Here is a 19,140-nt window from a genome sequence, read left to right on the forward strand (position 1 = left end):
AGTAGACCTCTTGCGTGAATATAGGTAAGTGGCTACAAATAGGTCAAGGAGGAATTATGACCTACAAACAACTTAGCCAACTCAAGCCTGGGGCCTTTGAACGCCGATGTGGAATTCACCCACAAACCTTTGCGCAGATGATAGACGTGCTGCGTCCTGACCTTGACCGAACAGGTAAACGGGGTGGACAGTGCAAATTAAGCGTGGAAGACCAATTGCTAGTCGTACTCGAGTACTGGCGAGAATACCGGACCCAGTTTCACATTGCCACCACTTGGGAATTGAGTGAGTCGGCAGTGTGCCGCTTGATTCAGAAGGTTGAAAGTCGATTGATGAAGTCAGGTAAGTTCCGGTTACCGGGCAAAAAGCAACTCTACCAGAAGGCCAGTACCTGGTGTGTGTGGGCAGTCGATGTAACTGAAAGCCCGATTGAGCGTCCCCCAAAAAACAGCGATGCTACTACAGCGGCAAGAAAAAGCGGCATACGCTAAAAGCTCAAGTTCTGGTCGATCAAGCCACTGGACAGATTATCTGTACGGCGTTTGGCAAAGGGCGAGTCCATGACTTTCGACTGTTCAAGTTACATCGTCTGCCGATGCTACCAGAGCAGTTGTGTTTGGCGGATAAGGGCTATCAAGGTATGGCAAAGCTCCATCCCTCTAGTTGCACTTCAACCAAGAAGCCGCGTCAAGGCAAACTGAGCAAAGCGGAGCGGCAGCACAACCGAAATCTAGCGAGATTACGGGTGGTCGCTGAGCATGTGAATCGTAAGCTCAAGATTTTTCGGATTCTGGCTGAACGGTATCGAAATCGACGCAAGCGTTTCGGGTTGCGCTTCAATCTCATTGCAGCGATCATCAACTGTGAGCTTGCGCTCTCTTCTTGATTCACGCAAGAGACATCATGAGCGATTGCTCACACCCTGGGATGAAAGTGGTAACGTCAGATGAACTGGTTTAGAGGTCGAATTGGAACTAGTGCCAATCAGCCTGAGCAGGAGACTGACCGTACCCGCCCTTGGGACACCCATTTGTGCATTTCGCCGACTGCGAGACAGCACGCAAAGCAGGATCAATTAACGACATGGCGGGTGAACCAGCTTAACCCTAATCAAGGAGAAGCCTGATGCAAGTCACCCATGAGCGCTGCGCTGGAATTGATGTTCACAAAAAGACGGTCGTGGTCTGTTGCTTAAGTTTGGATATGAATGGGAAACCGCAGCGCGAAACCCGCACCTACGGTACGACCATCCGCGAGTTGTTAAATCTGTGCGACTGGCTATCGAGTAGCGAGATCACGCACATTGCCATGGAAAGTACAGGGGAATATTGGAAACCCGTGTACAACGTATTGGAGAGCAGCTTTGAGGTGATAGTCGTGAACTCGCATCACTTCAAGCAAGTACCTGGACGCAAAACCGATGTCAAAGATGCCGAGTGGTTAGCCGAGCTACTGAGCTATGGACTCGTCCGTGGCAGTTTTATTCCACCCCTGCCCCAACGTGATTTGCGCGACTTGACCCGCCAGCGCACGACGCTGATTCGCGAACGCGCGAGTGTCATCAATCGCCTGCAAAAAGTGTTGGAATGGGCAAATCTGAAGCTGGCATCGGTGGTCAGTGACATCGGGGGAGTCTCGTCGCGCGCCATACTCAAAGCACTGGTGGCAGGAGTTGAAGACCCAGAAGCCCTCGCTGAACTTGCCAGAGGACGCATGCGATCCAAGCAAGCCGAACTGATTGCAGCGCTCTCGGGTCGAGTGCGGGACCATCATCGGTTCTTGATCCAAATGCATCTCGACCATCTAGAGTTTCTCGACCGCCAGCTCAAACCGTTTGACGCGCGAATCGAGCAGTTGATTGAGCAGCACATGCCTCCGGTCGAAGTCCTCGTTCCGGCGGCTGAATCCAAGCCTCAGACAGATTCTTCCTCTGACCTGCCGTTGGCGTGGCAGCAAGCGATGCCGTTGCTCGACAGCATTCCGGGAATCGCCCGTCACAGTGCTCAACTGCTGCTGGCAGAAATCGGGAGTGATATGCGACGCTTTCCCAGCGCCGCGCATCTGTGTAAGTGGGCTGGGGTTTGTCCGGGCAATCATGAGAGTGCGGGCAAACAATACTCTGGCAAAACTCCACCCGCAAATCGCTGGTTGCGAAGCATCTTGGTACAAATGGCAAATGCTGCTGTGCGCTGCAAAGCCTCCCATTTTGCTACGGTCTATCGCCGACTTGCGTCCCGTCGGGGACACAAACGCGCCATTGTTGCCGTCGCCCACCGCCTGTTGATTGCGGTCTATCACATCCTCAAACAACACCAACCCTACCGCGACTACCGCACTACCGATTCGGGGCAACGCACCCAACACCAACTGCTCCAAACCTTGCAGCACCGGATAGAGCGGTTGGGATATCAGGTTCAATTAACGCCCCTTACCGCCCCTCAACCACCGAGCTAGTCCTCTATTTTCAAAGCAGGTCTAGTGTGTTTAAGTGCTTTCTCACGACAGCGCAGTTTGCAAAGCTACAAATCCAGCTTGAGAAGCTGGTTGAGCCACATGAGGATGCGGTGCGAGTATATGTTCTGTATGCGGGAGCAGTAAAGCGCAGGCTTACCTACGGATCAGAGAAGCCGCGCAAGGAAGAATTAATTATCCAATAGGACTTACGCGGAGAAAATAAGGGAGATGTCTAGGATAGGGGCAAATTGCTAGAGTCAAGGTATGAAAGAAGCAGTGACTCGACTGGACTACTGCCAATATCTGCTAGTCAGCCAGATCAACTATACGTTGACCAATTTTGCAGACCATAGCGAAAAGTTTTCTCACGACCAAATCAATCGGTATTTAGTGGGAGAAAAGGTTACCCCACGCTTGGTGTGGGAAAACGTTTCTAGCCAAGTTGTCCAAAGTGTAAAGGGCTATTTGGTGTTTGGCGACACGGTGTTATACGGAATTGAGTAGGGGAGTATCATTTAGCAAGATGAAAAAGGTACTCTGTCCATGCCTCGACCCCGCACTCAAATTAGCCCTCATCTAGACTACGCAGATCTAACTCAGCGGTATGTTCAGTGCCAAGATGCTGGCGAGAAAAACCGTTGGTTGGTGATTCGATTGCTCAGTCATCCAAAGACTCCGATGAGCATCGAACAAACCGCTGAGATTTGTGGACTCAGTTGTAGTGGAGTGCGGAAAATTGCCCGTCGCTACAACGCCGAGGGTGCGGTCGGACTAGTCAATCGGCAACGCTTGAACCCTGGGGGCAATCGGTTGGCTTTAAGTGATGAACAGCAACGGCTATTGCGGCAACGCTTACAGAGTGCCCCGGATGATGGCGGACTCTGGAGTGGACCGAAAGTTGGGGAGTATATCGAAACCTACTTTGGCATTTGCTTACACCCCTCAACAGCCTGGAAGTATCTACGACGTTTGGGGTTGAGCTTGCAGGTGCCGCGTCCGGTGCATCATCAAAGCGCAACCCTTGAGCAGCAAGCAGAGTTCAAAGCAGGATTGGCAGGTCATGTGGCGTGGTTGCGCTCGTTGTTTCCCAATCGGGAGATTGTAATTTGGGCGGAAGACGAAGCTCGATTAGGCTTGCAACCCATTGTCAGGCGGGTTTGGGCACCCATAGGAGAACGCCCATCAGCGCATCATTCTCGCCGCTATCAATGGGTCTACACCTATGGTTTTGTCCATCCTGCCACTGGAGCGAGCTACTTCCTTTTATTGCCCCGTGCCAATGTCTCCATGATGCAGATGGCGTTAGAGCTATTTGCGGCTCAGGTCAATCCCCATCGTCAGCAGTTGATCATTCTATTGGTTGATCAGGCCGCGTGGCATATGAGCCAAAAACTTCAGGTGCCCCCCGGCATTTTCTTCTACCCGCTATTGCCCTATACCCTCCAACTGCAACCCACTGAATGTGTCTGGTCTTTGCTGCGCGAAGCAATCGCTAATCAAGTGTTTGACAATCTTGATGCTTTAGAGGATGTCTTAGTCAAGCGGTGCCAATGGTTGATGCAGCATCCTGTGATAGTTCAAGGCAAAGTGGGCTTTGATTGGATTCAAGCAATTTAATCTGGTCAAAAAGTACTGCCTTCCGCAATTCCGTATGAGATCTGGTATCTGCCGACCTATTCTCCTGACTTGAACAAGATTGAGCGTTGGTGGTTTGTGCTCAAAAACTGGATGCGGCAACGGTGGGATGAATTTGACAACTTTCGGGATTGTGTCGATGCCGCGTTTAAGAACTGTCCTAACGTACTTTCGTAGTGCTATATTGGCCCGAACTACACAATCTGGCACTGATGAATTTGTTTGGTTTTCTTAGGATTGAATCGGGTAAACCGGAAGCTGGAAAAGGCTGGCGGGTGAACCAGATTGCGCGATTGCCCTTTGGGGATGCCATGATGCAGGTGATGGTTCGCGCCTTTTTGGAACAGGGGATGATGTGGGAATCTGAGACCAATCCAACGCTTCCACTTAACGATTTCCAACCCGCTTTGCAACCCTATTTTCCACAATGGCAGAATGTCTTAGTCTTACCTCAATATGGGTTTCGTGCTGGGGTGTATACCTTTAGGGTATCGCTGGGTAAAGCATGGCGACGGATTGCGCTATCGAGTGAAATGATGCTGGTTGATCTCAGCCGTTTAATTCTGGAATCCGTCGATTTTGATACGGATCATCTGGATATGTTCAGGTATAGAAATCAAACGGGTCGCACGGTTGAAGTGTCTCATCCCTATGCAGATGGATCTCCTTCAACGGACGAAGTTCGGATTGGCGATCTGCCGCTGGCTGAGGGAGCTTCCATGACTTATATCTTTGACTTTGGTGATTGGTGGGAATTTGCTGTACAGCTAGAGGCGATTCAGCCGGACGATGCGAGATCGCAGTATGCAGAGATTCTTGACAGTCATGGTGATGCACCACCGCAGTATCCAGACTGGGAGGAGGAGTAACGGGACAATCAATCACGGCGATCGCCCCTTCCATGCCTCCCTATTGCGGGAGTTTGCGCCATATCCAGGTTACTGGTTACGCAGTATCAGAACGAAGTTGCCAACATCATTCGATACGGCGGTTCCCGCAAGGAAACCAGCATTCGCAATGCATTTGAGCGAATTTGAGCGATTGCTAAACGAGTATTGCAAGCCCCGCAACTATCTGTTTATCCCAGAGTTGGATTTTAAGACAAAGTTCAACACGATGGGTTTTCCCGATGGCCGGTCAAAGATGCGAGCCGATTAGAGCATGGCTGGTGGCAAAGCAAGGACGAGTACGATCGCCTTGACAAAGAAACTGAGAAAAAGTTTGAGAAAGGCTACCCCGACGAAAATATTCTATTTGAAGACTCTTAAACTGCCGTCCTAATTCAACACAGTCAGGAGATTGTCCGTGCTTCGATGAAGGATGCCGGTGAGGGAGCTATTGCAACGAGTCTGCACCATCACCATTGAAACAATAGCGATCGTCCAACGGATGCCAATCGAGTGAGGCAAGAGTAATTGAGTCGATCAATTAAATTGAAATCTCAGGAGTTAAAACCACACCGTGACACAGGCACTTGAACAGCGAATCTACACAACTGAAGAGTATCTTGAACTGGAGGTTGCATCTGAAATCCGCAGTGAATATCGCAGTGGAGCAATTATTTCCATGACTGGCGGAACACCGAACCATAATGAATTGGCAATTAATCTTGCAGCCCTTTTAAAAACTGCTTTGCGAGGCAAGTCCTACCGTATTTTTGGAGCCGTTCAACGGCTTTGGGTTCCCGATCGCACGCTTTATACCTATCCTGATGTCATGGTGGTCGAAAAGCCTCTACAACTTCAAACAGGGCGCACCGATACCGTGATCAACCCATGCTTTATGGCGGAAGTTCTTTCCAAATCAACTCAGGATTACGACCACGGCGAAAAGTTTTCAGCCTACCGTACCATCGAAAGTTTCTTTGAATATTTACTGGTCGATCAGTACCGTGTTCATGTAGAACATTATGTCAAAACTGCTGCGAATCAATGGCTACTGTCAGAATACGATGATCCGACTATCACATTGTCTCTGAGAACTTTTGAAGCCCAAATTAAAATCATCGATCTCTATGAAAACATCGACCTTAATGTTTGAGCAAACGTTGAGGGCAACCAAACACAGGCTAGGTGAGAATTGCAGCAAACCATTGTTCCATGCGATCGCCCATTGCCTTTAAGGAGTAGTCTTGTTCTGCCTGTTCTCGGCAATCACGGCGATCTATTTGGTCAATCTTTGCGATCGCGTCAACTAAACCCTTAACGCGATCGGGGGGGACGAGCCAGCCTGTTTTGCCATCTCGGACAATTTCTGCGGGACCATCGCGATCATAGGCAATGACCGGAACGCCACAGGCAAGCGCTTCGATCACCACATTGCCAAACGCTTCCACCCAGCGGGGAGTCATCAACAAGGCTCGGCACTTACCTAATTCTTGCTGCAACTCTGCGGTCAATAAAAACCCTTCATAAGTCACAGGTGCATCGGGATACTGGTCGCAAATGTCGTGCCAATAGGGCACATCCTGCAACACGCCCCAAATTTTGAGGGGAATTCCGGTGGCTTGAGCGGCAGCCACCGCATCTTCCAAGCCTTTTTCAGGGGCAAGCCGACCGACCCACGCCAGCGTATTGTCAGGCTCAGCGCAAAATTGATACTGAGACAGATCAAAGCCGTTGCCCACGACGCGGCAGCGATCGCCAAACTCAAAGGTTTCGGCTTGAGCGCGACTGTGAAGGGCGATCGCGCTAGGAAAATCCGTAACCACCTGCCCAATCATTTGATCTATGGCATCGGTTAATGAACCCATACTGACTAGATGAGCGATCGGAGTTTGAAAAAACGGAGTCAGGTAAAAAGGTAGCCAGTCATAGGCAAAGTTAAGAATCAGGTCATAGTCTGTCTGCACCAGACGAGCATAAGCCCACATATTTGCCAACACCGACTCCGGCGGCAGCGCTACCCAAGCCTCTCGTCCTTCACTCTGCGCCGTACTTTGCAACCGACCGGGAATCTCAATCACCGGAAAGCCTTGCAAAACGGAGCCTGCCGGAGCAACGATAGTGATACTGTGGTTGCGATCGCGCAGTGCCTGGGCGATATTTTTTAGCGTTAGTTCCACGCCGCCGCCCATCCCAGACCCCAACGGTCCTACCGAAGTCGAGAGAAACAGCAGCTTGAGCGGCGAAATAGAATCCATAAGAAGTTTAGTGATCCGTCAAGTTCAATTTGATAGGTTGATTTCCTATTACTCCATACTCCGCACTCTTTCTCAGTCCTGCTCTGCCACTTTCACCGGTAGCTGAGCCGTTTCTTGAATCGGTGCATCCGATTGATCGAGTTGCAATGCTTCCGAGATCGGAACTTGCCGCATGGATTGAAATTTCTCAGCCAGCACATCCCGCTGATTAATTAGATAAATGCTGATGAGCGTTAGCCCTACGCCCATCCACTGAATTTGACTCAGCATTTCACCTAGAAACAGATTACTAAAAAAGAGGGCAAAAACAGGCGTGAGGAAAGTCAAGGAACTCAGGCTGGTCAGACTACCGCTAGCAGCAAAATAGAAAAATACGCCATAGGCGATCGCGCTGCCAAATATAGTCGAGTAACCCATCGCCAACCAGTTCGACGCATCTAGATGGACAAATTGCTCCGTTTCATATTGAGCCGATAGGGCAAACAGTGGCAATCCACCCAAAATCATATGCCAACCCGTTGCCGCGATCGGGTCGGCATGACGACTCACATATCGCATCAACACGGTTCCCACCGCCATCGACAGCGATGCCAACAGCATCAACCACTGCCCATTCTGAAATAGATCATGGACTAAATCGCTCCCCAAGTGAGCGCTGTCTAACGACACCTGCCCCTGAAGCAAATTCATAATCCACTCATCGGGCAAACCCAACAGGCTAATCCCCGCAATGCCAAAGCCTAAGCCCAGAAAGCCCCACAGCCCAATCGTTTCGCTAAACAACACCCACGCCATCAGCGCCACGGCTAACGGTTGCGAATCAATCATCACCGAGCCTAACCCTGCTCCAGTTCTAACTAAGCCTTCCGCCAAAAATCCCTGAAACAGGACTCCATCCACTAAGGCAAAGAGCGCAATCCACAGCCAAGCCTGCCACCCTTTGGGCTGCGGCTTACCGCTAATTATTGCCGTGGCCAGCACCAAAGCTCCCGCCGGAACCAGCCGCACTCCTGCCATAAATAGCGGAGTTGTATTTGGCATCACTCCTTTCATGGCAACCATCGCCGTTCCCCAAAAGAAAAAAGGAGAAATCAACAGCAATGGATAAAATAGGAAACTAGGCTTAGTGGACTCGGTGTTCATGGGTTTAATTGGATGAAAGGTGAAGACCCAGAGGCAAGTAATTAATCCGCCTTTGTTCAGCGACTTACGGATTGCAATCTAATGCCGCTTTATCTAATTAAAACTAATTCTATACTTATGTTAAGGGCTGGTCGTGTTTAGCGATACGTCTAGCGTTGAATCCTTTTAGTGAATGACACGCATCATGGTTTGGCCGTTTAAGCCTCGATTTAAAAAACAAATTGCTCGGATTGAAATCAATGGCGCGATCGCCGGGGCGACTCGCAAACATGTATTAGAAGCATTAAAGACCGTTGAGGAACGCAAATTTCCAGCATTGCTGCTGCGGATTGATAGCCCTGGTGGCACTGTAGGCGACTCTCAAGAAATCTATGCTGCTCTTAAGCGTCTCCAGGAAAAGATCAAAATTGTCGCTAGTTTTGGCAATATTTCAGCATCCGGCGGCGTGTATATCGGCATGGGTGCCCAACACATCATGGCAAATCCCGGCACGATTACCGGTAGTATTGGGGTGATTTTACGCGGGAATAATTTAGAGCGTTTATTAGAACGCGTTGGTGTGTCTTTTAAGGTGATTAAGTCGGGTCCCTACAAAGATATCTTGGCATTCGATCGCGAAATGACCGAGCCAGAACGCCACATTTTACAGGAACTGATTGACATTAGCTATCAGCAGTTTGTCCAAACCATTGCCGACGCTCGTCATCTTGCCGTGGATACCGTCAAAACCTTTGCGGATGGACGGGTGTTTACTGGGCAACAGGCGTTGGAACTAGGCGTGGTTGATCGGTTAGGCTCGGAAGAAGATGCTCGTCGGTGGACAGCCGAATTAGTAGGTCTAGATCCTGAAAAAACGCGCTGCTTTACATTAGAAGAACGAAAGCCTTTAGTCAGTCGGCTACTATCGCGTGAGTCAAGTCAGCTTAATCAATTCAGCAACTTTCCCGGCATGGCAGTTGGGACAAAATGGCTAGAGTTCGAGCTAGCGACCAATGGGCTACCGCTATGGCTTTACCGCCCCTAATCGCCCGAACCAAATCGTTGCACTGCGATCGCCCCTTTTTGGTATGCTGACAAAGCTTAGATGAAACGCTCTAATTAAGAGCAATGAGCGTGATAAACTAGGTATTCCTTATGCGGGTGTGGCGGAATTGGTATACGCGCACGCTTGAGGTGCGTGTGGCTTTGCCTTGCGAGTTCGAGTCTCGCCATCCGCATATGATCTCAAACAGAAAGCCCAGTCGATGACTGGGCTTTCTGTTTACAGGCATTTTAAGTCAAACACCTGATCTATAGACCCAGTTCGTTGCCACGACGATATTGCAGGTAAGCAGCAACAAACAAGCCAGCTAAGGTGATTGGAATTAAACCAAGCACAATACCCAGAAGAATCGGTTCGATCACTGTAAAGCTCCTTCTAGTCCGCTAAATTCAACAAATCAGGCTCCCTCCCTATGTTACCCCGGGTTCAGCCTCAAAAATTGAAGCTACCGCAAAAGCAAAACGGATTTTGTAGAGACGTATGAACGACTGTGCCGGGTTTTGTACGTAAATTAAAGTTTGCAATTTAAGTTTATATTTTTGCGAAGTTATCTAAAGAGGCTTTAAACTGAGAAAGCTATAGATAGCGGTCTGCTTCACGCTTTGATAAATAACTCCTCAAAAAACCTTTTGGATAACCAAGTTCTCAAAGAAGCAAGTTTTCCTTATCAAGCCGCGCTGAGTATCTTGGCAGCGATCGTGGTGGCATTTTTGGGGCTTCTAGGGTTCTATCAGTTCCGCACAGTAGACCCTTATGTCCAAAGTGTTTTGACACTCCATGGAGATATTGCTCAGGGAAACGCTATTTTTCAAATGAATTGCGCTGGATGTCATGGCACCTTTGCCGATGGGCTCGTAGGACCTAGCCTGCGGGATGTCTCTTCTCGCAAATCTGAAGTCAGCATGATTCACCAAGTGATTAGCGGTCGCACTCCCCCCATGCCGCAGTTTCAGCCATCTCCTCAAGAAATGGCTGATTTGCTGCGTTATTTAGAAAGCCTCTAGCATGATGAAAGCGGTCGATTGGATTGTGGTGGGTGCCGGAATCACAGGCGCAGCGATCGCTTATGAGCTTGTGCAGCAAGGGTTTTCAGTATTGAGACTAGAGCAATATGCTACGTTGCAAGGTGCTTCTCGCTATGGCTACGGCGGAATTGCCTACTGGGCAGGAAACACAGACTTAACTCGCCAGCTGTGTGCCGAGGCACGCGCAATGCATCCGCTTCTATCTGATGAGTTAGGAGAAAGCACCCAATTTCGAGAATTAGATTTGGTGCTAACACTTGCACTAGAAGCGGATTCGCTGGCGATCGCCCAATCCTATGCCGCTGTCGCTGTGCCACCTCGATTAGTCAGTGTAGAAGAAGCCTGTGACTTGGAGCCATTGCTAAATCCTGAAGCGATCGCTGGTGCCTTGACCGTCAAACATGGTCACCTCCACTTGGGAGCAACTATCAACGCCTACACTCAGGCATTCACACGGTTAGGCGGTCAGGTTCACATAGGTCAAGTGACTGGATTGCTGCAACAAGCAGGAAAAGTGACTGGCGTAACGTGTCAGCAAGAATCCTTTTTAGGAGCTAATGTTGTCATTTGCGCCGGAGCCATGAGCCGAGGATTACTAAAATCTGCTGGAATCTCGGTGCAGCAATACTTTACCCATGCTGAGCTAATTGAAACGCCACCCGTCGAGGTAAAGTTGCGATCGCTGGTGATGCCTGCCGCTGCTCAACGGTTTAAGTTAGAAGCCACTTCCAGCACTGTGGAACTCGATCCCCTGTGGAATGAACCAGGGCATGAACCGATTCCACCCATCCTGGATGCAGGTGCAATTCAACTGATGGATGGTACGCTGCGAATCGGGCAGGTGAGCCGCAGCTTAACTGACCCCGTTGCCGGGATCGATGCGGCTGCCAGTGAGCAGGCAATACGAACCCAGATTGGGAAAATTCTACCAGCGCTGAAAGATTTGCCTGGAACTTGGTGTCATTGCCTAATTGCCTTCAGCCGCGACTCTTTGCCCCTAGTGGGCAGCATTGCAGATGTAGAAAATGTGCATCTATTTTCAGGTTTTAGCAATCCGTTGGCGATCGTTCCTCCCCTCGCTCGTCGTTTTGCCAAAGCCGCGATCGCCACAACAAAAGACCCACTTATTGCTAAGCTCTCACCCAATCGATTTACCTAACAACACCTGTAAATTACAAGATAAAAAAAGGAGCTTTGCAGTACTGCAAAGCTCCTATGGATGTTGAGGATGAAACTTTTTAGAAGCTGAACTGCGTTCTTAAATTGAACACATAAATGTTGGGGTTACTGTCAAAGTTATTGGCATTGAAAATTGCGTAGAACGCAGGCACCAATGAAATATTGTCAGTAACTGGGTAATAGTAAGATGCCTCCAACTCATACATCGTGCCGCCATCGCCACCACCTGATGCAAAGTAGCGCCGCCCTTGTTGAATATCCATCGGCATCAAAAAGGTGATTACGCCTAACGAACCCTTCTTGAGCAGGTCAGGAAATCCAAGTCCTGCTTGAAACGCTTGAGTGCGAACCAACTTATCAATCGGCCGAAGCGTTGTCCAACCCAACCCATAGCGCCCAAAAATGCCAAATTTTGGCGTAATTGCCCAGTCAGCGCTAACCCCTACATGGTGGGATGTTGCAGACTTAAGACCACCATTGATCGCACCAGTTATAGGATCAATGGTTGAAAAGCCAGGACCTGCATCCAAATAACCGTAGGGAATCGGTTCACCTGTTGCACCCCCGACCTGTCCATTGCCGTAAGCGATTTGACGGGTGTAGGTGTACAGTCCTCGAATATTGATGTTTTGGGTTGGAGAGAACGTTAACTCAGCAGTAGAGGTATTAGTGCCACCAAACACTCCAAATCTGGGACTACTAGAGGTGTTGAAACCAAACTGAGCCGGTAAGAATTCTGTGTTCTCACCCAAATAGGCAGCGGCAAATCGAAGTTTAGGGCTAATGTTCCACTCAATTACTGCGCCGGAACCTCGGTCGATCGCGTTTGAGAGTGTGTTACCGATGGAATCAAAGCTGCTTGCGCCTGTGATGAAGAAGGTGTAACGGTTGAAGTCGAAGTAGCGATACCAGTTCACGCGTGGACCAACGGTAACTGTGATCTTGTCACTTAAGGGAAAAGTGTAGAACAGATCATGAATGACCACATCGGCTCTGCCATTCGTGTCTCCAGCCGATTGGTCGGTAAAGGGAGTCCCAAAGGCGTTAAAGAAACCTGCGGACGCAAACTGGTTCGCAGGTGAGATGCCATTACCTGCTGCCAACTGAATCAACAAAGTATCGCGTCCCGTGAACGAGGTATTGAAGTTGAGCCACGTTAGGAAACTAGCGGTAGGTTGGGCTTCGTCTGTGGTTAAAACAATGGGAGTACCGTTTGCGTTTCTAGCGGCTGCGAACCGAACATCTGCGGGTGCTCCAGGAACCCCTTCATACCGGATATTTTTGTCTAAGCTAGTTGCGCCACTGTAGTTAAACCAGACGTTGCCGCTAAGTTTGGTTGTGGTAGAAAACTGCTGTTTTTCTAGGGTTGCAGTTCGAACTTCAAGCGCATCGACTCGACCGCGCAGAGCCGCCAGTTCAACCGAAAATTCTTCTTGAAGTCTTTTAACAACTTCCAGATCTTCTTTTTTGACAAAATCAGCGGTCGCAGCGGCAATCAGTTCTTGAATCTTGTCTAGGCACGCATTTAAACCAGCGGCAAATTCATAGCGCGTCAGTGCCCGGTTGCCCCGAAAGGTTTTATCGGGATAACCCACGATGCAGCCATAACGCTCAACCAGGGATTGAAGTGCTTGGAATGCCCAATCTGTAGGTCTTACGTCAGTTAACTGAGAAATGGAAGTGACCTGATCTTGCTCAGTTTCGTCGGCTTCGTCTACATTATCTAGGCTGTTGGCAGTGGAGATGACTTTATCAATATCACTCAATGAAGTGGTATCACTGGATGAAGTTGTTGGGGCACCTGCAAGCAGCATTGAAGAATTTGACTGAGCAATCTGATGTTCTGACGCGATCGCACTAGAACTAATCAAACCAACAGCCGCACCAGAAGCGAATAAAGCTCTCCAAACCAGGGCTGGCAACTTGGATTTTGTCTTATAAAACAGTTGAATGGACACCATTGAACCTCACACCTCAAAAACGACTACATGAATAGCCTGAATGTCTATCATCCTTTTGACACAGGATATTACCAGAGCCGCAAAGGGCAATTATGTAACATCCGCCACATTAGGTGTTCTCTATTACAAGATTATGTAGTGCTTATCACATCAGGTAAAAGCAACAATGACTCAATTAATTGACGATCCAAATGACGCTCCGCTTTACGCAATGCAGCCGTTGCAACGGTTTTCAGACCGGGCGACCGATTATGCAAACCATCGCCCCAGTTATCCAGCCGCGGCGATCGCCGCGATTTTAGCAGGACTGAGCGAACCCCATCGTTTGGTTGCTGCCGATATTGGAGCCGGGACAGGTATTTCTTCTCGTTTATTAGCCGACAAGGGGTTGCAGGTATGGGCGGTGGAACCCAACGCTGCCATGCGTGAGGCTGCAACTTTTCATCCCAATGTGACCTTTCAAGCAGTCGCGGCGGAGCAGACTCAATTACCGAATGCCTCCGTGGATTTAGTCACCTGTTTTCAGGCATTTCACTGGTTTGACCCAGCGTGTTTACCAGAATTTCATCGTATTCTTAAACCCTCTGGGCGGTTAGCACTGGTGTGGAATAGCCGCGATCGCCAAGATCCATTCACTCAAGCCTATACCCAGCTTGTGCAACAGCTATCCAACCATCATCCGGCTGAAAGTCGTATGGTTTCAGCGCAACCCTTGTTTTCCAGCCCCTATTTTGACGCCATTTCGCAGCAAGAATTTCTATATCAGCAATCACTGGATTTAGCAGGCTTAATCGGGCGCGCCCAAAGTGTCTCTTACATGCCGAAGGATGAGGACACAACGCAACGGCTAGTCCAAGGTTTGAAGGACCTATGCGATCGCTGGGCAGATGCACAAGGACGAGTATGTTTGGTTTACACCACACAGGTTTTTCTAGCAACCTCAGGACGTGTGCCGGGTTAATGTCTATTGCATCGCTGATTTTTCATTAGTAAACTTTGCCCGAACGAGTCAGGATTCATTAAACTGTGAGGAATATGTCGAATTATTTGTAGCTTTTGCAATCACTTATCCTTAGTCACCCCTATGGCAGCTCGTACAGACACCATTTTTGAGCGCTTTCTGGCTCCCATTGCAAAGCTCGTGATCAACCAGGACGAGTTGAAACGGTTTTATGAAAGTATCGATTGGGACTCTGCGAGCGATCGCCTGCGTAACCCGACCGTCACCTATCCCGCTTATTACAGCAGCCAAAACTTCCATGGCATTGAAGGCGGTTATCTCACTATTGGTGCTGCGGTTTCCTACGATCCGATTACGCAATATGCCCTGCCACCCAATGAGCAATGGGTGCGTCAAGCCTTAATCGATGCCGTACAAAGCAAGCCACGCCGCATTTTAGATTTAGGCTGTGGTACGGGATCAACCACGCTTCTCTTAAAAAAAGCGTTTCCAGAAGCGGAGGTGATTGGACTAGATTTATCGCCCTACATGCTGGTTGTGGCAGAATACAAAGCCGCTCAAGCGGGTCTGGAGATGCAATGGAGACATGGTTTAGCTGAGCAAACCGGGTTTCCGGCTGGATCGTTTGATCTGGTTACTGCCTCCCTGCTGTTTCATGAAACGCCCCCCGTGATCGCCAAGGAGATTTTGCGCGAGGCTCATCGCTTGCTGACGGTGGGAGGTGAAGTGCTGATTTTGGATGGCAACCAAAAAACGCTGCGGCAAACGGAATGGCTGACCGACATTTTTGAAGAACCTTACATTCGCGAATATGCTCAGGGCAGTACCGACGCCTGGATGGGCGCAGCTGGATTCGGCAAGGTGCAAACTCAAGATTTTTGGATGCTCCATCAAGTTACCCACGGCGTAAAAGCGATCGCGGCTCAATCAGTTGAGTTTTCAACACCAAATTATGAACCACTCAACGGAAAACACTGGGCAATGGGTTAAAAGTTGAGCTATGCCACTAGAAAATAAAGATAACCGTTGCAGTACATTTTTTTAGTACTGGTTATGTAGCGGCTGAGATAACTACGCAAATCAATCGATTCGCGCAAACCGGAAAAAAGCGCGTGATTGTCGGCATCGAGGAGATTATCGCCATTAAAAGACTTTGTTGAGTCTTGAATGTACCTCGCCAAATTATCGCAAAGAGCTACAAGGCTCTCTTGATTCAAAGCTTTCTGTTCGCAAATGAAAGCAGTATCCGAAACTAAGCTAAGTTTACTTTCTACTTTAAGAGGGGTTGCTACTGTTATTGAAGAATTTGTTTCGGAAACACTAGCTGACTTCACATCGCTCTTGACAACTTCAGCTTTTGTTTCCATGACTGCAACCTGTTGAAAACCTTTAGAAAAGCAATTCAGCATTTCAATAATTTCTGGTTTTGAAATTGAAATTGGTGCTTCTGCAAAAGATTCTGGTGTATGAACAATACTGGTTTCGCTAGACCACTGAATATTTAGTGCAAAATGGAGATAGTACATTGCTTTTCTCGACCTCCTTTACCTAAAATTCCTTTTCAACGATCTTAATTTTAAATGGATAATTACCGATAGCATTCTTGGCATCTCGCGTTGCAGAACGGCATATCACAATCAACTCTGATGCATCTGGGTTCGTTCCAACCACGGCTCCCACAAATGCATTGAGATCGCCTAGGGTTAACTTATTCGTTTTGATTTGAACAGGGATTTTACGATGTGCCATTTTAGTAGTTTCCCTTAATAATAATATTTCTAATGCGACCAGCAACATTGCTGGCTCCTCGCTCAGTCGGGGCAACAATTCTGATCACGCAGTCAATACCGCCATCTCTTCCATAACGTTGATCTACAGTAGTGATGTTCATTGGATTGCCGTTGGTGTCGGTAAACTCCACGGTTTCGAAGCCACTCAGCCTTGTCATTAATCTCTTGATTTCATCATGCTCAGTTTTATATCCAAACTTGCTGGGACTAATCCTATCTACTTCAACAAACTGGTTGGAGGATTTGTAGTTAGTTGAGCTTGAAAAGCCGACTACACTTCCAAGTTCACGCAACCAACCTGTGATTAAAGTCAGCATAATTTTAGAAACCTGCAAATCAAATACATTACTAAAGTTCCCAAGAGACTTCTAAACTGCTCAAAAACTTCTGTAGGTTTTAAGGCAATCGCACGTTCTATGCGGCTTCGCAGATAGTTGGTTCTGGTAAGGATTCACCCGTCGCCTCATAAGCGATGATCAGCGAATCCAAAGCTTCGATTCCATTCGCCATAGCTAGCTCATAGGTGCTGCCACGCGATCGCCATTGCTGCCCTAAAAAGGCAGGAAACCCAACTAAAAAGCAATCGTCTTCATCAGACCATTGAATTAGCAGTGAATACTTTAGGTGAGTCATCGTTAGAACTGGGCTAAAAATTGCCGTGGGTTTGGTTGGCAATGTTAAGGCGATCGCATACCTCCGCGACAGGCAAAGCACCCAGTTCACCAGAGGCACGGGTGCGGATGCTGAGGGCATTCGCCTCCACTTCTTTCGCACCGATCACTGCCATTACGGGAATTTTGGCTTTTTCAGCATTGCGGATCAGTTTACCTAAGCGATCGCCGCTGGTGTCTGCTTCCGCCCGAATTCCCATCAGTTGCATCTCTAGCGCCACCTGTTTCGCAAAAGGCAATTGCTCTTCACCCACCGCTAACAAACGCACTTGAATCGGAGCCAGCCATAGAGGAAAATCTCCGGCATACTCTTCAATCAAGATGCCGATCAGCCGCTCCAATGAGCCGAAAGGCGCACGGTGGATCATCACCGGGCGTTTACGGGTGCCGTCTTCCGCCACATATTCCAGTTCAAACCGCTCTGGCAAGTTGTAATCAACCTGCACAGTGCCCAGTTGCCATTCTCGGTCTAACGCATCCTGGAAAATAAAATCTAGTTTAGGACCGTAAAACGCCGCTTCGCCAATGCCTTCAAAGTGATCCATGCCCAAGGTTTCTACCGCTCGACGGATCGCACCTTCCGCTTTTTCCCAAGCATCGTCGGAACCAATGTATTTATCAGAAGCAGGATCACGAAAACTGAGACGGGCGCGGAAATTTTTAAGCTGCAAGCTTTTGAAAACCTCCAGGATCAAATCCACGACGCTAAGAAATTCTGAGTCCAATTGTTCTGGGGTGACAAATAGGTGCGAGTCATCGACTGTGAAGCCCCGCACGCGGGTTAAACCGCCCAACTCACCGGATTGCTCGTAGCGATAAACGGTACCAAATTCCGCCAGTCGCATTGGCAATTCACGGTAAGAGCGCAACTCGCTCTTATAGATTTGGATGTGAAAGGGGCAGTTCATTGGCTTCATCACAAAGCCTTGTTCTTGGGCGCGATCGCGGTCATCATCCGCCATCATCGGGAACATATCTTCGCTGTACTTCTGCCAGTGTCCCGACAGTTTGAACAAATCCACACGGGCGATGTGGGGCGTAACGACGGGCAAATAACCGCGCTTTACCTGCTCTTTTTTAAGAAAGTCTTCCAAAAGCGATCGCAGGATGGTTCCTTTGGGCGTCCATAGGGGCAAGCCGGGACCCACGGGATCGGCAAAAATGAACAGCCCCAATTCTTTACCCAGCTTGCGATGATCCCGTCGGAGGGCTTCTTCCTTCCGGCGTTGATATTCTGCCAGTTGCTCAGGGGTTTCCCAAGCGGTGCCATAAATTCGTTGCAGTTGAGCTTTGGTTTCGTCGCCCCGCCAGTAGGCTCCCGCCACACTTTCCAGGGCGATCGCATCGGGGTTTAACTCCGCAGTGGTTTCCACATGCGGTCCCGCGCATAAATCCCACCATTCTTCGCCCAAGTGATACAGCGTGATTGGATCTTCTAGTCCTTCTAAAATCTCTAGTTTGTAAGGCTCGTTAACGGCTCGAATGCGGCGATCGGCTTCTTCGCGGCTGACTTGTTCCCGGCTCACAGGCAACTTTCGCCGAATGATTTTTGCCATTTCTTTTTTAATGGCTTTCAAATCTTTATCGGTAAACGGATCTGGACTGTCGAAGTCGTAGTAAAACCCATTTTCGATAAACGGACCAATCGTTACCTGCGCTTTGGGAAACAGCTTTTGCACCGCCATTGCCATCACATGAGAGGTTGTATGCCGAATCTTTTTAAGCTGCTCAGATTCGCTGGTTTTGGGAAGATGAATTTTTTCAGATTGAGACTCTATTGCAGACATGGGAATCGCTCCAAATTTCTAAAGCATTTAAGGAATCGCAGGCTAAATGACCCAATGGGGGCTAAAAACTTTGCCCCTAGCTAGTTCGCCCAGTTCCATTTGCAATCAAGAATAGTAAAGGCTGAATTTGGAGTTCCCGATAAATCATGAATTCTTGCTGACTTCTGCACAGTCACTTAGTCTAGCCTAAGTCTGTCAAGGCATACAGCAAATTGGCTGATGATAACCCTTTGGCAGCAGCTCGACCAATTTCTCTACTCTATGCTTCAGCACTTTAGAAAAAGTTGACAAGCTCAATACAAGCTCATATAAAGTAAAGAAAGGTTAAGAACCTTAAAAAGCGCTAAGAT

22 protein-coding genes, 1 tRNA gene and 1 pseudogene are annotated in these 19,140 nt (G+C 48.7%); 15 read left to right on the plus strand and 9 right to left on the minus strand.

The genetic code is table 11. The features are described from left to right. Positions 1–56: 56 nt before the first annotated feature. From JOY44_RS01755 to JOY44_RS01795, 9 genes and pseudogenes are all read left to right on the plus strand, one after another. Positions 57–886, plus strand: a protein-coding gene (locus JOY44_RS01755) for an IS5 family transposase (protein ID WP_242541705.1) whose coding sequence is annotated in 2 segments (ribosomal slippage) — positions 57–441 and positions 441–886 — 831 coding nt in all. Because the reading frame shifts where the segments join, the coding sequence is not laid out codon by codon here. A gap of 60 nt (positions 887–946) precedes the next feature. Further along, positions 947–1,126: a hypothetical protein gene (locus JOY44_RS01760; RefSeq protein ID WP_171571961.1), complete on the plus strand. Its 180-nt coding sequence runs from the start codon at positions 947–949 to the stop codon at positions 1,124–1,126. After that, on the plus strand, positions 1,126–2,454 hold the full coding sequence (locus JOY44_RS01765) for an IS110 family transposase (protein ID WP_171571962.1): 1,329 nt from the start codon (positions 1,126–1,128) through the stop codon (positions 2,452–2,454). The genes JOY44_RS01760 and JOY44_RS01765 overlap by 1 nt, the downstream gene beginning before the upstream one ends. A 26-nt stretch (positions 2,455–2,480) precedes the next feature. After that, entirely contained in the window at positions 2,481–2,657 is a 177-nt protein-coding gene (locus tag JOY44_RS01770; protein WP_197984880.1) for a CRISPR-associated endonuclease Cas2, read from the plus strand. Between the two features lie 73 nt (positions 2,658–2,730). Continuing rightward, on the plus strand, positions 2,731–2,958 hold the full coding sequence (locus tag JOY44_RS01775; RefSeq protein ID WP_203031912.1) for a hypothetical protein: 228 nt from the start codon (positions 2,731–2,733) through the stop codon (positions 2,956–2,958). A gap of 39 nt (positions 2,959–2,997) precedes the next feature. Then, positions 2,998–4,071: an IS630 family transposase gene (locus tag JOY44_RS01780; RefSeq protein WP_171571797.1), complete on the plus strand. Its 1,074-nt coding sequence runs from the start codon at positions 2,998–3,000 to the stop codon at positions 4,069–4,071. 36 nt (positions 4,072–4,107) lie between these two features. Continuing rightward, a pseudogene (locus JOY44_RS01785) lies at positions 4,108–4,266 on the plus strand (transposase); the annotation flags it as partial. Next, a complete protein-coding gene (locus tag JOY44_RS01790) occupies positions 4,266–4,958 on the plus strand; it encodes an IS1096 element passenger TnpR family protein (protein WP_197984882.1) in 693 nt (230 codons plus the stop codon). The pseudogene JOY44_RS01785 and the gene JOY44_RS01790, both read left to right, overlap by 1 nt. 592 nt (positions 4,959–5,550) lie before the next feature. Beyond that, positions 5,551–6,129, plus strand: a complete 579-nt coding sequence (locus JOY44_RS01795; protein ID WP_171572049.1) for a Uma2 family endonuclease — start codon at positions 5,551–5,553, stop codon at positions 6,127–6,129. Positions 6,130–6,157: 28 nt separating this feature from the next. Here the strand turns inward: JOY44_RS01795 and JOY44_RS01800 are convergent, their stop codons facing one another. Together JOY44_RS01800 and JOY44_RS01805 are read right to left on the minus strand one after the other, a co-directional pair. After that, positions 6,158–7,231 carry a glycosyltransferase family 4 protein gene (locus JOY44_RS01800; RefSeq protein ID WP_171572050.1) on the minus strand — a complete coding sequence of 358 codons (1,074 nt, stop codon included), beginning with the start codon at positions 7,229–7,231 and terminating at the stop codon, positions 6,158–6,160. Between the two features lie 72 nt (positions 7,232–7,303). Continuing rightward, positions 7,304–8,374, minus strand: a complete 1,071-nt coding sequence (locus JOY44_RS01805; protein ID WP_171572051.1) for a DMT family transporter — start codon at positions 8,372–8,374, stop codon at positions 7,304–7,306. 184 nt (positions 8,375–8,558) lie between these two features. On the opposite strand from JOY44_RS01805, the gene sppA reads away from it, so the two are divergent. Beyond that, complete coding sequence (sppA, locus tag JOY44_RS01810) at positions 8,559–9,398, plus strand: signal peptide peptidase SppA (protein ID WP_171573642.1); 840 nt, start codon at positions 8,559–8,561, stop codon at positions 9,396–9,398. A 112-nt stretch (positions 9,399–9,510) separates the two neighbouring features. Beyond that, positions 9,511–9,591: transfer RNA gene (locus JOY44_RS01815), tRNA-Leu, on the plus strand. A gap of 73 nt (positions 9,592–9,664) precedes the next feature. On the opposite strand, the gene petG is transcribed toward JOY44_RS01815, so the two are convergent. Further along, positions 9,665–9,778 carry a cytochrome b6-f complex subunit V gene (gene petG / locus JOY44_RS01820; protein WP_171572052.1) on the minus strand — a complete coding sequence of 38 codons (114 nt, stop codon included), beginning with the start codon at positions 9,776–9,778 and terminating at the stop codon, positions 9,665–9,667. A gap of 267 nt (positions 9,779–10,045) precedes the next feature. Between petG and JOY44_RS01825 the strand changes: the two genes are divergently transcribed. Together JOY44_RS01825 and JOY44_RS01830 are read left to right on the plus strand one after the other, a co-directional pair. Further along, entirely contained in the window at positions 10,046–10,420 is a 375-nt protein-coding gene (locus JOY44_RS01825) for a c-type cytochrome (RefSeq protein ID WP_171572053.1), read from the plus strand. Between the two features lies 1 nt (position 10,421). Further along, positions 10,422–11,600 carry an NAD(P)/FAD-dependent oxidoreductase gene (locus JOY44_RS01830; protein WP_197984884.1) on the plus strand — a complete coding sequence of 393 codons (1,179 nt, stop codon included), beginning with the start codon at positions 10,422–10,424 and terminating at the stop codon, positions 11,598–11,600. Between the two features lie 79 nt (positions 11,601–11,679). Here JOY44_RS01830 and JOY44_RS01835 read toward each other — a convergent pair whose 3' ends face one another. Next, positions 11,680–13,581 (minus strand): iron uptake porin, encoded by a 1,902-nt coding sequence (locus JOY44_RS01835; RefSeq protein WP_197984885.1) that lies wholly within the window; start codon positions 13,579–13,581, stop codon positions 11,680–11,682. A gap of 166 nt (positions 13,582–13,747) precedes the next feature. Between JOY44_RS01835 and JOY44_RS01840 the strand changes: the two genes are divergently transcribed. After that, on the plus strand, positions 13,748–14,542 hold the full coding sequence (locus JOY44_RS01840; protein ID WP_171572054.1) for a class I SAM-dependent methyltransferase: 795 nt from the start codon (positions 13,748–13,750) through the stop codon (positions 14,540–14,542). 123 nt (positions 14,543–14,665) lie between these two features. Further along, positions 14,666–15,532 carry a class I SAM-dependent methyltransferase gene (locus tag JOY44_RS01845; RefSeq protein ID WP_171572055.1) on the plus strand — a complete coding sequence of 289 codons (867 nt, stop codon included), beginning with the start codon at positions 14,666–14,668 and terminating at the stop codon, positions 15,530–15,532. An 8-nt stretch (positions 15,533–15,540) separates the two neighbouring features. Here JOY44_RS01845 and JOY44_RS01850 read toward each other — a convergent pair whose 3' ends face one another. The 5 genes from JOY44_RS01850 to thrS all read right to left on the minus strand — a co-directional run bounded on the left by JOY44_RS01850 (position 15,541) and on the right by thrS (position 18,790). Then, positions 15,541–16,068: a hypothetical protein gene (locus JOY44_RS01850; RefSeq protein ID WP_203031913.1), complete on the minus strand. Its 528-nt coding sequence runs from the start codon at positions 16,066–16,068 to the stop codon at positions 15,541–15,543. A 22-nt stretch (positions 16,069–16,090) separates the two neighbouring features. Next, complete coding sequence (locus JOY44_RS01855) at positions 16,091–16,339, minus strand: hypothetical protein (RefSeq protein WP_203031914.1); 249 nt, start codon at positions 16,337–16,339, stop codon at positions 16,091–16,093. Beyond that, entirely contained in the window at positions 16,293–16,649 is a 357-nt protein-coding gene (locus JOY44_RS01860; RefSeq protein WP_171572058.1) for a hypothetical protein, read from the minus strand. The genes JOY44_RS01855 and JOY44_RS01860 overlap by 47 nt, the downstream gene beginning before the upstream one ends. A gap of 97 nt (positions 16,650–16,746) precedes the next feature. Beyond that, on the minus strand, positions 16,747–16,965 hold the full coding sequence (locus tag JOY44_RS01865) for a type II toxin-antitoxin system HicB family antitoxin (RefSeq protein ID WP_171572059.1): 219 nt from the start codon (positions 16,963–16,965) through the stop codon (positions 16,747–16,749). A 13-nt stretch (positions 16,966–16,978) separates the two neighbouring features. Further along, entirely contained in the window at positions 16,979–18,790 is a 1,812-nt protein-coding gene (thrS, locus tag JOY44_RS01870; RefSeq protein ID WP_171572060.1) for a threonine--tRNA ligase, read from the minus strand. Between the last annotated feature and the right edge of the window lie 350 nt (positions 18,791–19,140).

The sequence above is a fragment of the Leptolyngbya sp. Cla-17 genome, assembly GCF_016807185.1.
Lineage (GTDB): Bacteria > Cyanobacteriota > Cyanobacteriia > Leptolyngbyales > Leptolyngbyaceae > ULC077BIN1.

Excerpts from the sequence above, each read along its gene's own strand:
- JOY44_RS01765 (WP_171571962.1), top strand. The coding sequence starts at position 1,126 with ATGCAAGTCACCCATGAGCGCTGCGCTGGAATTGATGTTCACAAAAAG.
- JOY44_RS01850 (WP_203031913.1), bottom strand. The coding sequence starts at position 16,068 with ATGTACTATCTCCATTTTGCACTAAATATTCAGTGGTCTAGCGAAACC.
- JOY44_RS01845 (WP_171572055.1), top strand. The coding sequence starts at position 14,666 with ATGGCAGCTCGTACAGACACCATTTTTGAGCGCTTTCTGGCTCCCATT.
- sppA (WP_171573642.1), top strand. The coding sequence starts at position 8,559 with ATGGTTTGGCCGTTTAAGCCTCGATTTAAAAAACAAATTGCTCGGATT.
- JOY44_RS01830 (WP_197984884.1), top strand. The coding sequence starts at position 10,422 with ATGATGAAAGCGGTCGATTGGATTGTGGTGGGTGCCGGAATCACAGGC.
- JOY44_RS01805 (WP_171572051.1), bottom strand. The coding sequence starts at position 8,374 with ATGAACACCGAGTCCACTAAGCCTAGTTTCCTATTTTATCCATTGCTG.
- JOY44_RS01780 (WP_171571797.1), top strand. The coding sequence starts at position 2,998 with ATGCCTCGACCCCGCACTCAAATTAGCCCTCATCTAGACTACGCAGAT.
- JOY44_RS01865 (WP_171572059.1), bottom strand. The coding sequence starts at position 16,965 with ATGACTCACCTAAAGTATTCACTGCTAATTCAATGGTCTGATGAAGAC.
- JOY44_RS01840 (WP_171572054.1), top strand. The coding sequence starts at position 13,748 with ATGACTCAATTAATTGACGATCCAAATGACGCTCCGCTTTACGCAATG.
- JOY44_RS01860 (WP_171572058.1), bottom strand. The coding sequence starts at position 16,649 with ATGCTGACTTTAATCACAGGTTGGTTGCGTGAACTTGGAAGTGTAGTC.
- JOY44_RS01855 (WP_203031914.1), bottom strand. The coding sequence starts at position 16,339 with ATGTTGCTGGTCGCATTAGAAATATTATTATTAAGGGAAACTACTAAA.
- thrS (WP_171572060.1), bottom strand. The coding sequence starts at position 18,790 with ATGTCTGCAATAGAGTCTCAATCTGAAAAAATTCATCTTCCCAAAACC.
- JOY44_RS01800 (WP_171572050.1), bottom strand. The coding sequence starts at position 7,231 with ATGGATTCTATTTCGCCGCTCAAGCTGCTGTTTCTCTCGACTTCGGTA.
- JOY44_RS01760 (WP_171571961.1), top strand. The coding sequence starts at position 947 with ATGAACTGGTTTAGAGGTCGAATTGGAACTAGTGCCAATCAGCCTGAG.
- JOY44_RS01835 (WP_197984885.1), bottom strand. The coding sequence starts at position 13,581 with ATGGTGTCCATTCAACTGTTTTATAAGACAAAATCCAAGTTGCCAGCC.